This is a genomic window from Stenotrophomonas sp. JAI102, assembly GCF_013409105.1.
GTDB classification, from domain to species: Bacteria; Pseudomonadota; Gammaproteobacteria; order Xanthomonadales; family Xanthomonadaceae; genus Stenotrophomonas; species Stenotrophomonas maltophilia_AA.
Genome location: NZ_JACCCI010000001.1, coordinates 14850 through 27883, shown reverse-complemented (window position 1 = coordinate 27883; position 13034 = coordinate 14850). Strand labels below are relative to the sequence as shown.

At 67.9% G+C, this 13034-nt stretch carries 11 protein-coding genes; 6 read left to right on the top strand and 5 right to left on the bottom strand.

The genetic code is table 11. From position 1 onward, the window contains the following. Positions 1–100 precede the first annotated feature (100 nt). The 3 genes from HDC96_RS00105 to rpoE form a co-directional block, all read right to left on the bottom strand. A complete protein-coding gene (locus HDC96_RS00105; RefSeq protein WP_179458244.1) occupies positions 101–1627 on the bottom strand; it encodes a DegQ family serine endoprotease in 1527 nt (508 codons plus the stop codon). An 85-nt stretch (positions 1628–1712) separates the two neighbouring features. Next, the gene (locus HDC96_RS00100) at positions 1713–2606 is read right to left on the bottom strand and encodes an RseA family anti-sigma factor (RefSeq protein WP_179458243.1); all 894 of its coding nucleotides are present in this window, start codon (positions 2604–2606) and stop codon (positions 1713–1715) included. After that, positions 2603–3223, bottom strand: a complete 621-nt coding sequence (rpoE, locus tag HDC96_RS00095) for an RNA polymerase sigma factor RpoE (protein ID WP_176989186.1) — start codon at positions 3221–3223, stop codon at positions 2603–2605. Before rpoE ends, HDC96_RS00100 begins: the two co-directional genes overlap by 4 nt. 238 nt (positions 3224–3461) lie before the next feature. Here rpoE and HDC96_RS00090 point away from each other — a divergent pair, with 238 nt between their 5' ends. The 4 genes from HDC96_RS00090 (at position 3462) to HDC96_RS00075 (ending at position 8063) form a co-directional block, all read left to right on the top strand. Further along, positions 3462–5525, top strand: coding sequence for a 3-hydroxyacyl-CoA dehydrogenase NAD-binding domain-containing protein (locus tag HDC96_RS00090; protein WP_179458242.1), 2064 nt, complete (start codon positions 3462–3464; stop codon positions 5523–5525). A gap of 145 nt (positions 5526–5670) precedes the next feature. After that, positions 5671–6534 carry a pirin family protein gene (locus tag HDC96_RS00085; RefSeq protein WP_179458241.1) on the top strand — a complete coding sequence of 288 codons (864 nt, stop codon included), beginning with the start codon at positions 5671–5673 and terminating at the stop codon, positions 6532–6534. Positions 6535–6648: 114 nt separating this feature from the next. Further along, the gene (gene aqpZ, locus HDC96_RS00080) at positions 6649–7371 is read left to right on the top strand and encodes an aquaporin Z (RefSeq protein WP_179458240.1); all 723 of its coding nucleotides are present in this window, start codon (positions 6649–6651) and stop codon (positions 7369–7371) included. 230 nt (positions 7372–7601) lie between these two features. Further along, positions 7602–8063, top strand: a complete 462-nt coding sequence (locus HDC96_RS00075) for a hypothetical protein (protein WP_179459558.1) — start codon at positions 7602–7604, stop codon at positions 8061–8063. A gap of 124 nt (positions 8064–8187) precedes the next feature. Here the strand turns inward: HDC96_RS00075 and HDC96_RS00070 are convergent, their stop codons facing one another. Beyond that, positions 8188–9039 (bottom strand): pirin family protein, encoded by an 852-nt coding sequence (locus tag HDC96_RS00070; RefSeq protein WP_179458239.1) that lies wholly within the window; start codon positions 9037–9039, stop codon positions 8188–8190. A gap of 227 nt (positions 9040–9266) precedes the next feature. On the opposite strand from HDC96_RS00070, the gene HDC96_RS00065 reads away from it, so the two are divergent. Both HDC96_RS00065 and HDC96_RS00060 read left to right on the top strand, forming a co-directional pair. Then, positions 9267–11348: a carbon starvation CstA family protein gene (locus tag HDC96_RS00065; protein ID WP_179458238.1), complete on the top strand. Its 2082-nt coding sequence runs from the start codon at positions 9267–9269 to the stop codon at positions 11346–11348. Then, positions 11348–11572 carry a CstA-like transporter-associated (seleno)protein gene (locus tag HDC96_RS00060; protein WP_019183464.1) on the top strand — a complete coding sequence of 75 codons (225 nt, stop codon included), beginning with the start codon at positions 11348–11350 and terminating at the stop codon, positions 11570–11572. Before HDC96_RS00065 ends, HDC96_RS00060 begins: the two co-directional genes overlap by 1 nt. A gap of 141 nt (positions 11573–11713) precedes the next feature. Here HDC96_RS00060 and HDC96_RS00055 read toward each other — a convergent pair whose 3' ends face one another. Next, positions 11714–12964 carry a DUF819 family protein gene (locus HDC96_RS00055; RefSeq protein ID WP_179458237.1) on the bottom strand — a complete coding sequence of 417 codons (1251 nt, stop codon included), beginning with the start codon at positions 12962–12964 and terminating at the stop codon, positions 11714–11716. Positions 12965–13034: the final 70 nt, after the last annotated feature.

The following is a 13034-nucleotide window of genomic DNA, read 5'->3' as shown; positions in this document are numbered from 1 at the left end:
GGCCCGGTCCCGCGTGCGGCCGCCCGCGATTGGCGTGATCGGCCCGCCAGAAACGACCGGGCCCGCCGAAGCGGGCCCGGAAACGCAGGCGGGGCGGGGCTTACTGCCCGGCCTTGACCGCCACGAAGGCGCTGTTGCCGTTGGCGCGGACCAGCAGCATGACCACATCGCCCTTGGAGTAGCCGCCCAACGCCTTGTTCAGCGCGGCCACGCTGCCGACCGGGGTCCGGCCGACCTGCAGCACCACCAGGCCCGGCGACAGGCCGGCGTCACGCGCCGACTGGCCATTGACCCGGGTGATGCGCACGCCCTCGCCCGCCGACAGGCCCAGCTGCTGGCGCTGCGGGGCGGTGAGATCGGCCACCTCCAGCCCCAGCAGGGCATTGGCGCCGGTCTCCGGCTTGGCCGCTTCCGCGGCCGGACGGGCCGGACCGCGCTCGGCGTCTTCGGCCAGCTCGGTCAGGGTGGCGGTGATCTCCCGCTCCTTGCCATCGCGCAGCACGCTCAGGCGCACCTTGCTGCCCGGCGGCAGCGCGCCGATGGCCGGCGGCAGATCGCTGAAGGTGTTGATCGGGCTGCCGTTGACCGAGCGGATCACATCGCCCGGCTCGATGCCGGCCTTGAGCGCCGCGCTGCCCGCGACCACTTCGTTGACCAGCGCGCCGCGGCTGTCCGGCAGGCCCAGCCCCTGGGCCTTGAGGCCATCGATCGGGCCGACCGCCGCGCCGAGCTGGCCGCGGCTGACCCGGCCGGTCTTCTTGATCTGTTCGACCGCGCCCATGGCCAGGTCGATCGGGATCGCGAAGCTGATGCCCATGTAGCCGCCCGAAGCGGAGAAGATCTGCGAGTTGATGCCGACCACTTCACCGCGGGTGTTGAGCAGCGGGCCGCCGGAGTTGCCCTGGTTGATCGCCACGTCGGTCTGGATGAAGGGCACGTAGCGCTGGTCCGGACCGCCGGTGCTGCGGCCGACCGCGCTGACCACGCCGGCGGTGACCGAATGGTCCAGCCCGAACGGCGAGCCGATCGCGACCACCCACTGGCCCGGCTTGAGCGTATTGGAATCCCCCACCCGCACCGTCGGCAGGTTCTTGCCGTCGATCTTGAGCAGGGCCACGTCGTACTGCTGGTCGCTGCCGACCACCTTGGCGGTGAACTCACGACGATCACCGAGCTTGACCTTCACCTCGCTGGCATCGGCCACGACGTGGTGATTGGTCAACACGTAACCGTCGGCGGAGATGATGAAGCCCGAGCCCATGCCGCGACCGCGGATGCTCGGGGTGCCGTCATCGGGGCCGTCCGCGCCCTGCCCCGGCATCTGGAAGTCCGGGCCGAAGAAACGACGGAAGAACTCGGGCATATCCTGGTCGGCCGGCCCGGCCATGCGGGCCTGGCGGTTGCTGCGCACGATGGTGGTCTCGACATTGACCACGCCCGGGCCCACCTGTTCGACCAGGTTGGTGAAGTCCGGCAGGCCGCTGACCAGCTGCGGTGCAGGCGCGCGCGGTGCGGCAGCCGCCGCCGGGGCGGCTGCGGTGGTCGGCGACGGCGACTGGGCGCAGGCCACCAGCGGGAGCGTCATGGCGATCAGCGCCAGGGCGTGGGTACGGATACGGGCGGTCATCAGACACGAACCTCCGGGTCAGGGAACAAAGCGGGGGGAAGCGCTCCGGCGCGCAGGCCGGAGCGGGACGTCAGGGCGACGATGCTCAGTCGCGGTGCCGGCGCGCGGGCTCGGCCGACTCGGCCGACTCCTGCAGACGCGGCTCGAACGGATAGAACGCGGCCTGCGGGGCCTGCGTGGAGAAGCTCGCATTCAGCGCGCCACCCGCGGCAGGGGCCAGGCTGGACCGTGGCCAGGGCTTGGCCTGCAGACTGCCGACCTCACCGAACGGGAACTGCCGCGCGGTGGCTGCCGGCACGGCCGGGGTCAACGGCGCCTGGCTGGCGACTGCCCGCTGCGGTTCCACGCTGCGCTCGGCGGCGCTGCGCGCGGCCTGCTGGGTACGGGTGGCGCTGGCACGGCGTGCCGTCGCCACGTCCTGGCGGCGGCTGGCCGCCGCGACGGCCGCGGCCGGCACTGCCGCCACGGCGAGTGCCTGTCCAGCGGCCGACGCCTCGGTGACCGGTGCCGCAGGCAGTTCGGCCTGGCTGGCGATGATGGTGGTCGGCGCGTCCAGCGGTGCCGGGGCCGGCAACTGCTCGCGGGTCATGAACATCGCCACGGCCGCGACGGAGGCAGCCAACGCCGCACCGCCACCCCAGCGTCGCCATCCACCACGACGTTCCTGGCGCTGCACGCCGCGCTCTGGCTTGACCTGCATCGCCGGCGCCGGTTCGGCTGCCACGGAAGCACGCACACGCTCGGCGAAATCCATCGGGGCCGGTGCGCAGGCCTGCCCGCGCAGCACATCGCCGAGCATCTGCCAGCGTTCGTTGCAGCTCGACAGGGACTCGTCATGTTCCAGCCGACGCAGCATGAAACGGGCTTCATCGGCCGACAGCTCGCCGTCGATCAACGACGACAGCTGCTGCCGGTAATGGGCGTCGAATTTATCGGGGGACGCGCCCCGGGAAGCATCATTGGACATATCGTGGCTCATGCGCGGCTCTTCTCGCGGGTGGCGCTGCCCACATCGAGCAGCGGCCGAAGTTCAGTGTCGATCGCCTCGCGGGCACGGAAGATCCGCGACCGCACGGTGCCGATCGGGCACCCCATCTTCTGCGCGATTTCGTCATAACTCAGGCCCTCCACCTCGCGCATGGTGATGGCCGACCGCAGTTCTTCCGGCAGCGCGGAGACCGCCTTCATCACCGTCTGCTCCAGCTCCTGGCGCATCAACTCGCGCTCGGGCGTGTCGGTGTCGCGCAGGCGCGTGCCGCTGTCGTACTGCTCGGCGTCCCCGATCTCGATGTCATCGGTGGGCGGGCGGCGGTTGTGGGCGGCGAGATGGTTCTTGGCAGTGTTCACGGCGATCCTGTGCAGCCAGGTATAGAACTGGGCGTCGCCCCGGAAGCTGCCGATCGCGCGATACGCGCGGACGAAAGTGTCCTGGGCCACGTCCTGACATTCACTCCAGTCCGCGATGTAGCGTCCGATCAGCGCGATGATCCGATGCTGGTACTTGCGTACCAGGACATCAAACGCCGCGCTTTCGCCACGCTGCACACGTCGGACCAGTTCCAGGTCCAGCTCCTGTGGTGTTTCAACCTCGGCCATGGGGGGCCGCACTCCTGTCAGCCCAACCGACGTCGGGCAATGAGACTGCCAATCCCGGGAAAAGTTCAGCGCGCGATCACACCGCGCCGCACCAGCTTTTAACCACCGTTCCGTTAAGGTTTCCGATCCAGGCAATGGATCGACGGCTTCTCTCCCCCAGCTATAGGGATTTGACGGGGAGGAAACAACCTCTGGATCATAGCCCCCTTCTCCATACACAACCGGATGGAACGCTCCCATGCTCTCAGGCTTCGATGGGCTCCGCTTCTCGCATTGGCACCCGCAGATCCGTGACGATGGCGTCGTCGTGCTCAGCCTCGACCGCCAGGACAGCAGCGTCAATGCGATGTCGCAGGACGTGCTGCTCGAACTGGGCGACCTGATCGAGCGGATCGCGATGGACCCACCCAAGGCGGTGGTGATCCAGTCGATCAAGGCGGCCGGGTTCATCGCCGGGGCGGACTTGAAGGAATTCCAGGAATTCGACCGCCGCGGCACCGTCAATGACGCGATCCGCCGTGGCCAGAGCACCTACCAGAAGCTGGCCGAGCTGCCCTGCCCGACCGTCGCCGCGATCCACGGCCATTGCCTGGGCGGCGGCACCGAGCTGGCCCTGGCCTGTCGTTACCGCGTGGCGTCGAACGACCCCTCCACCCGGATCGGCCTGCCGGAGACTCAGCTGGGCATCTTCCCGGGCTGGGGCGGCAGCTCGCGCCTGCCGCAGCTGGTCGGCGCACCGGCCGCGATGGACATGATGCTGACCGGCCGCAACCTGTCGGCCTCGGCCGCACGCAACATCGGCCTGGTCGACAAGGTCGTCGCACCGGCCGTGCTGCTCGATACCGCCGTGTCGCTCGCGCTGAAGGGCACCACCCGCCCGTTCAAGCAGCGCGCGACCGCCTGGATCACCAACACCTGGCTGGCCCGCAGGCTGCTCGCCCCGCAGATGGCCAAGCAGGTCGCCCGCAAGGCGCGCAAGGAGCATTACCCGGCGCCGTACGCGCTGATCAACACCTGGGCACGCACCGGTGGCAGCCCGATCCAGACCCGACTGGATGCCGAACGCCGCGCCGTGGTCAAGCTGGCCGGCACCCCGACCGCACGCAACCTGATCCGCATTTTCTTCCTGACCGAACGCCTGAAGGCCCTCGGCGGCAAGGACCACGGCATCCAGCACGTGCACGTCGTCGGTGCCGGCGTGATGGGCGGTGACATCGCCGCGTGGTCGGCCTACAAGGGCTTCAACGTGACCCTGCAGGATCGCGAGCAGCGCTTCATCGACCCGGCCATGGAACGCGCGCAGGCGCTGTTCGCCAAGCGGGTCAAGGACGACAGCAAGCGCCCGGCCGTGGCGGCACGCCTGAAGGCGGATCTTGCCGGCGAGGGCGTGGTCCAGGCGGATCTGGTGATCGAAGCCATCATCGAGAACCCGGAGGCCAAGCGTGAGCTGTACCAGTCGCTGGAGCCGAAGATGAAGGCCGATGCGCTGCTGACCACCAACACCTCGTCGATCCCGCTGGACGAACTGCGCGACCACATCCAGCGTCCGGCGCAGTTCGCCGGCCTGCATTACTTCAATCCGGTCGCGCAGATGCCGCTGGTGGAGATCATCCATCACGACGGCATGGCACCGGAGACCGAGCGCCGCCTGGCGTCGTTCTGCAAGGCGCTGGGCAAGTTCCCGGTACCGGTCGCCGGCACGCCCGGCTTCCTGGTCAACCGCGTGCTGTTTCCGTACATGCTTGAAGCCGCCACCGCGTATGCCGAAGGCGTCCCGGGCCCGGTGCTGGACAAGGCCGCGGTCAAGTTCGGCATGCCGATGGGCCCGATCGAACTGCTCGACACCGTCGGCCTGGATGTGGCGGCCGGCGTGGGCAAGGAACTGGCGCCCTTCCTCGGGCTGCAGGTGCCGGCTGCCCTGGCGACCGTGGAACAGGGCAAGCGCGGCAAGAAGGACGGCCAGGGCCTGTACAAGTGGGAGAACGGCCGCACGCAGAAGCCGGACGTCCCCGCCAACTACGCGGTGCCGGCCGATCTGGAAGACCGCCTGATCCTGCCGCTGCTCAACGAAGCGGTGGCCTGCCTGCACGACGGCGTCGTCGCCGATGCCGACCTGCTCGATGCCGGCGTGATCTTCGGGACCGGTTTCGCCCCGTTCCGCGGCGGCCCGATCCAGTACATCCGCGCCACCGGCGCCGACGCTCTGGTCGAACGCCTCAAGGTCCTGCAGCAGCGCCATGGCGACCGTTTCGCGCCACGCCCGGGCTGGGATTCGCCGGTGCTGCGTGAGCCGGTGATCTGAGGATCGCGATAACGCCAGCGCAAGCTGGCGTTTTTTGTGTCCGCTCGCGCGTGAAACCAGAACACCCTGTTACCAATACAGGCCTCCCACCCCCACACCCCGCATGCGATCCTCCCGCTCTGTCCCCGCCAGCGAGACCGCCCGCATGACGACCATCATCGCCCCCCGCATCCATGACATCGGCGGCCTGCAGGTGCGCCGTGCCGTGCCGACCCTGCAGGCGCGCAGCGTCGGTCCCTTCGTTTTCGTCGACCAGATGGGCCCGGCCGTGCTCTCCCCCGGCACCGGCATCGACGTGCGCCCGCATCCCCACATCGGCCTGGCCACCGTCACCTTCCTGTGGTCCGGCGCCATCGGCCACCGCGACACCCTCGGCTCGGACCAGGTCATCCGCCCCGGCGACGTCAACTGGATGACCGCCGGCCGCGGCATCGCCCACTCCGAACGCACGCCCGCCATCGAGCGCGAACACGACCATCCGCTGCACGGCATGCAGACCTGGCTGGCGCTGCCGAAGAGTGCCGAAGAGACCTATCCCGCGTTCTACCACCATGCCGCCGACACCCTGCCCCAGCAGCGCCGCAACGGTGCCTGGCTGCGCGTCATCGCCGGCCGCGCGTACGGCGAAGAATCCCCGGTCAAGGTGTTCGCCGATACCCTCAACGTCGCCATCGATCTCGACGCCGATGCGGAAATCGACCTGGATACCGGCCACGCCGAGCGTTCGCTGTACATCCTCGAAGGCCAGGCCCAGCTCGACGGCGTGGACGTTCCCGCCCAGCACCTGATCATCCCCGAGCCCGGCGCCCGCGGCCGCCTGCGCGCCAAGACCCCGATCAAGGCGATGCTGATGGGCGGCGAACCGCTTGATGGCCCGCGCCACCTCTGGTGGAACTTCGTCTCCAGCTCCACCGAGCGCATCGAGCAGGCCAAGCACGACTGGGAATCCGGCCGCTTCGGCACGATTCCGGGGGACGACAAAGAGTTCATTCCGCTGCCCGCGTACTGAGCCGCACACCCGGCGGCCAACCGTTCGTCGGGTCTTGACGTGGCCGTCACCCCGATGAACCCCGATTCAGCTACGTTGCGCCTGCCCACCCCGGGCATAACGTGGAGCACATCGATGAGCATGGGCAAGCGTCTGGCCGCCGAGTTTCTGGGCACGTTCTGGTTGGTGTTGGGCGGGTGTGGCAGCGCGGTGCTGGCCGCCAAGTTCGGCGGCGACGGCAATCCGCTGGGGATTGGTTTCGTGGGCGTCGCGCTGGCCTTCGGCCTGACCGTGCTGACCGGCGCCTACGCGTTCGGGCATGTCTCCGGCGCGCACTTCAATCCGGCCGTCAGCCTCGGCCTGTGGGCCGGCGGCCGCTTCCCGGCCCGTGACCTGCTCCCCTACATCGTCGCGCAGGTGCTCGGCGGTGCGCTGGCCGGCTTCATCCTGCTGCAGATCGCCTCCGGCGCGCCCGGCTTCCAGATCGATGGCAGCCAGGCCGGCGCGTTCGCCAGCAACGGGTATGGCGCACTCTCACCGGGAGGCTACAGCGTCGCGGCCGCGTTTCTGTGCGAAGTGGTGCTGACCGCCTTCTTCCTGGTCGTCATCATGGGCTCGACCCACGGCAACGCACCGGCGGGCTTTGCCCCGATCGCGATCGGCTTGGCCCTGACCCTGATCCACCTGATCAGCATTCCGGTCACCAACACCTCGGTCAATCCGGCCCGCTCCACCGCCGTGGCCCTGTTCGCCGGCAGCGGTGCGCTGGGCCAGCTCTGGCTGTTCTGGCTGGCGCCGCTGCTGGGCGGCCTGATCGGCGGCATCGTCTACAAATGGATGGGGGCAGCGCCGCGCTGAGGGTCCGGCCGGGCGGCCGCGCGCTGCCCGGCCCTCCCGTGGAGAAAGATTCACCAGAAACCATTATTTGTACACTGAGTCACATTCCGTTAAGGTCCGGGTCACTCGTCCGACACTGACGGCAGCGAGTCATCCGGTGCGCGCGGGGAATGCGCCACCACGGCCTGGGTTGTCGACGGCCGCCGGAATGCCTGTCAGCGACGGACGCGATCATCGACCCTGGGGGAACCATGAACGTCCTGCGCGCTGTCGTGTGTGTGTGTCTGCTGATGTCTGTCGGCGCCGTTGCGGCGCAATCCACCACCGAATGTCCGTCCCTGCCCGCCAGCAGCGGCCTGCACTGGCAGGAACTGGCCCAGCGGGATCTGATCCTGTGCAGGGCCAGCACCGCCGATGGGCGTGAAGTACTCAGCCTCACCCTGAGTGCCCGCAATCCCGAGCTGCCGTTGAACCGCGCGCTGCGACAGGAAAAAGGCAGTTTTGCGGGCGAAACGCTGTACTGGTATCAGCCCGACCTGGGCGGCCAGAAACCGCCAAGCTACGACACCCGCCGCATTACCGTGGTGAAGTTCGACAAGAACCGCTTCGCCCAGATCGCACTGTATGCCGGTGATCCCAATGAACTCGGTTCGCTGCAATCGCTGGCGCAGGGGATGAACCTGACGCCCTCGGCTGTCGCCGCCGGGCGCTGAGGAAGAGGCCGGGACGGTGCGCCGCGCCCATCCCGGAAGCAACGGTAGCGCCGGCCGCTGGCCGGCGCCTCCCACACGGTCAGGTGTCATGCGGTTGCCGGCCAACGGCCGGCACTGCCGTGCCTCAGAAGCGGCCTTCCTGGAAATCCACGAAGGCCTGCATCAGCTCCTGCTTGGTGTTCATCACGAACGGCCCGTGCCGCATCACCGGCTCGCGCAGCGGGCGGCCCGCCACCAGGATCAGGCGCACACCGGTGTCGCCCGCGCGCAGGGTCAGCTGCTCACCGCCGCCCAGCACCGCCATTTCCTGCTTGGCCACCGGGCGCGCATCGTCGCCCTCGCCGATCTCCAGCCCCCCTTCGAACACGTAGGCAAACGCGTTGTGGCCATCGGGCAGCGTGTAGCTCCAGCCCGCGCGCGCCTCCAGGGTTATGTCCAGATACACCGGGTCGGTGGCCGGCTGCACGATCGGCCCGACGGTGTCACCCACCTGCCCGGCGATCACCTTGACCTGCACGCCCTCGGCCGGCGCCGTCACCGGGATATGGTCCGGCGCGAACTCCTGGTATTTCGGGTCGGTCATCTTGTCGCGCGCCGGCAGGTTCACCCACAGCTGGAAACCGCGCATCTGGCCGGATTCCTGCTCGGGCATTTCCGAGTGGATCAGGCCGCGTCCGGCGGTCATCCACTGCACGCTGCCCGGTGTGAGCAGACCTTCGTTGCCGTGGTTGTCCTTGTGCCGCATGCGGCCTTCGAGCATGTAGGTGACGGTCTCGAACCCGCGGTGCGGATGGCTGGGGAAGCCGGCGATGTAGTCCTCGGCACGGTCGGTGCCGAATTCATCCAGCAGCAGGAACGGATCCAGGTCGGGCAGCGACGGCCCACCGATGACCCGCGTCAGGCGGACGCCGGCGCCATCGGAGGTGGCCATGCCACGGATGGTGCGCAGCACGCGCACCGGGGTTGGGCTGCTCATGGTGACTCCAGGGTCGGTGATCTATCGACAAGATGGCCTCGCCGGCCCCGCCGGCCAACCGTCATGCCCGCAACCGATTGTTCCAAGCGTGATGTTCCGATGACGTGCACGGGCACGCCCCCCACCCACCCTACGACCAAAGTACTAGCGGCAAGCCCCCGCCATTGCATTGACCCCGTCAGTGCCAAGGCGGACTCTTACGACGATCTCCAGGGAGACGCAATCTCATGAAAGGTTTTTCGAAACTGGGTTGGGCAGTCATCGCACTGCTTGGCGCATTCTGTCTAGGCACCGTCGCGCTGCGCCGCGGTGAACCCATCAATGCGCTGTGGATCGTCGTCGCTGCGGTCTCCATCTATCTCATCGCCTATCGCTTCTACAGCCTGTTCATCGCCGACAAGGTGATGCAGCTCGATCCGACCCGGGCCACGCCCGCGGTGATCAACAACGATGGCCTGGATTACGTCCCGACCAACAAGCACGTGCTGTTCGGCCACCACTTCGCCGCCATCGCCGGTGCAGGCCCGCTGGTCGGGCCGGTGCTGGCCGCGCAGATGGGCTACCTGCCCGGCCTGCTCTGGCTGGTGGTGGGCGTGGTCGTGGCCGGCGCGGTGCAGGATTTCATGATCCTGTTCCTCTCCAGCCGCCGCAACGGCCGCTCGCTGGGCGATCTGGTGCGCGAGGAAATGGGGCCGGTGCCCGGCACCATCGCCTTGTTCGGCGCCTTCCTGATCATGATCATCATCCTCGCGGTGCTGGCGATGGTGGTGGTCAAGGCGCTGGCCGAAAGCCCCTGGGGCATGTTCACGGTCATCGCGACCATGCCGATCGCGATCCTGATGGGCGTGTACATGCGCTACATCCGCCCGGGCAAGATCGGTGAGATTTCCGTGGTCGGCCTGATCCTGCTGCTGGCCGCGATCTGGTTCGGTGGCAAGGTCGCTGCCGATCCGGTCTGGGGCCCGGCCTTCACCTTCACCGGCATCCAGATCACCTGGATGCTGATCGGCTACGGCTTCGTCGCCTCGGTGCTGCCGGTGTGGCTGCTGCTGGCGCCGCGCGACTACCTGTCCACCTTCCTCAAGATCGGCACCATCGTGGCGCTGGCGATCGGCATCCTGATCGTCATGCCGGAACTGAAGATGCCGGCGCTGACCCAGTTCGCCGCCACTGGCGACGGCCCGGTCTGGAAAGGCGGGATGTTCCCGTTCCTGTTCATCACCATCGCCTGCGGCGCGGTGTCCGGTTTCCATGCGCTGATCGCCTCGGGCACCACGCCCAAGCTGCTCGCCAATGAGCGCCACATGCGCTACATCGGCTACGGCGGCATGCTGATGGAATCGTTCGTCGCGGTGATGGCGCTGGTGGCCGCCTCGATCATCGATCCGGGCATCTACTTCGCCATGAACGCGCCGGCCGCCGTGATCGGTCCGGATGCGGTCTCCGCCGCGGCCTACATCAGCAATACGTGGGGCTTCATCATCACCCCCGAGCAGCTGGAGGCGACGGCCGCGGCCATCGGCGAGCCGACCATCCTGCACCGCGCCGGTGGCGCACCGACGCTGGCGGTGGGCATCGCGCAGATCCTGCACGAGGCGATCCCCAGCGGCAGCAACGCGATGATGGCGTTCTGGTACCACTTCGCGATCCTGTTCGAAGCCCTGTTCATCCTCACCGCGGTCGATGCCGGTACCCGTGCCGGTCGCTTCATGCTGCAGGACCTGCTGGGCAACTTCATCCCGGCCCTGAAGAAGACCGAATCGTGGACCGCCAACATCATCGCGACCGCCGGCTGCGTGGCGCTGTGGGGCTACCTGCTCTATACGGGCGTGGTCGATCCCTTCGGCGGCATCCAGACCCTGTGGCCGCTGTTCGGCATCTCCAACCAGATGCTGGCGGGTATCGCACTGATGCTCGGCACCGTGGTGCTGTTCAAGATGAAGCGTGACCGCTTCGCCTGGGTGACCGGCGTACCGGCCGTGTGGCTGCTGATCTGCACCACCTATGCGGGCCTGATCAAGATCTTCGACAGCAACCCGGCACAGGGCTTCCTGGCCCAGGCGCACAAGTACCAGGATGCGATCGCCACCGGCACCCTGACCGCGCCGGCCAAGACCGTCGGCCAGATGCACCAGATCGTGGTCAACGCCTACGTCAACACCGGCCTGACCGTGCTGTTCCTGTTCGTGGTGTTCTCGATCCTGTTCTACGCGATCAAGACCATCTTCATGGCCCGCCGCACCGCGCAGCGGACCGACAGGGAAACCCCGTACGTGGCGCTGGAGCCGCACCAGATGGCGGACCTGTGATGAGTACCGAACTCGTCCCCGCCGGTCAGTACCAGGCCCACCGCCGCATCTGGCGGCGCCTGGTGCAGACCGCGCGGCTGTGCTGTGGCATTCCCGACTACGACAACTACGTCCGGCATGTGCTGGAGAAGCATCCGGACCGCGTGCCGATGGACTACAAGACGTTCTTCCGCGAGCGCCAGGAGGCGCGTTACAGCGGCAAGAACGGAGGACGGTGCTGCTGAAGCCGCAGCATCGGCACGGTCCCGACCGTTGGCCGGGATACCGATACAAAAAAACGGCGGCGCGAAAGCGCCGCCGTTTTCATTGGGCCGCACCGCGGCCTGGACCGGCCACGACGTGGGTCGTGGCGCCTCGATCCCGCCTTAGGCGCCGGCCATCCACTTCAGGATCAGCCCGGTCACATAGGCCAGCCCGGTCCCGGTGGCATAGCCCACGGTGCCCAGCAGCACGCCGACCGGGGCCAGCGATGGATGGAATGCCGCGGCGACCACCGGGGCCGATGCCGCTGCACCGATGTTGCCCTGCGAGCCGATCGCGAAGAAGAACAGCGGTGCGCGCAGCAGCTTGGCGGCGATCCACAGCACCAGAATGTGCGTGAGCATCCAGATCGCACCGAGCGCGAACAGCCACGGACGGTCGAGCAGCGAGAGCAGGTCCATCTGCATGCCGATGCAGGCGATCAGGAAGTACAGGAACATCGTGCCAAGACGCGACGCACCGGCCGATTCCAGCCGCCGCGCGCGGGTGAAGCTTAGGGCCAGGCCGAGCGCGGTGGACAACAGGACCACCCAGACGAATGCGCTGTCCAGGCTGAACTGGCTGGCCCAGCTCACGTTCGCCTTGAACCAGCCGCTCAGCGGCGCCGCGATGGCATGCGCCAGGCCGACACCACCCAGTGCCACGCCCACGATCACCATCAGGTCGGTCAGGCTGGGAATGCGCGCGTTCTGCGCTTCGTAGGCAGAAATCCGGGCTTTCATCTCATCGATGGCACGGGTATCCGCTCCGTTGCGCGCATCGATCTGCTGGGCGCGGTTGGCCAGGAACAGCAGCACCGCCATCCACAGGCTCGCGCAGGCCACGTCGACCACGGCGAACTGGCCGAACGTGGTCGCATCGGCGCCGAATACTTCGCGCATCGCCACCATGTTGGCGCCGCCGCCGATCCAGCTGCCGGCCAGGGCGGCCATGCCCTTCCAGGTATCGCCGGCCACGGTGGCCGGGTGGATCCAGGACATCGTCTGGAACGACACGATGGCGCCGAGGATGATGCCCAGCGTGCCGGCGCAGAACACCAGCAGCAGCTTCGGGCCGAGCTTCATGACGCCCTTCAGGTCGATCGAGAGCGTCAGCAGCACCAGCGCGGCAGGCAGCAGCACGTCACGGGCGATCGGGTTGTAGAGCGAGGTGTTGTGGCCATCGATGAGGCCGGCGGTGTTGTAGATGGCCGGGATGAAGTAGCACAGCAGCAGCGCCGGCACCCAGGCGAACACCTTCTTCAGCAGCGGCGTCGGGCCGCTGGCGGCCCAGAAAATCACGGCGAGCGTGGCGGCGATCAGGCCGAGGCCGACGATGTCATTGGTGATCAGGGCAGTACTGGGTTCGGTCGGCATCACGCCATCCTCTGTCGATCGAAGGGATAAAAAAAGCGCCGCATAGAGCGGCGCCTCCGGAGCTTAACAT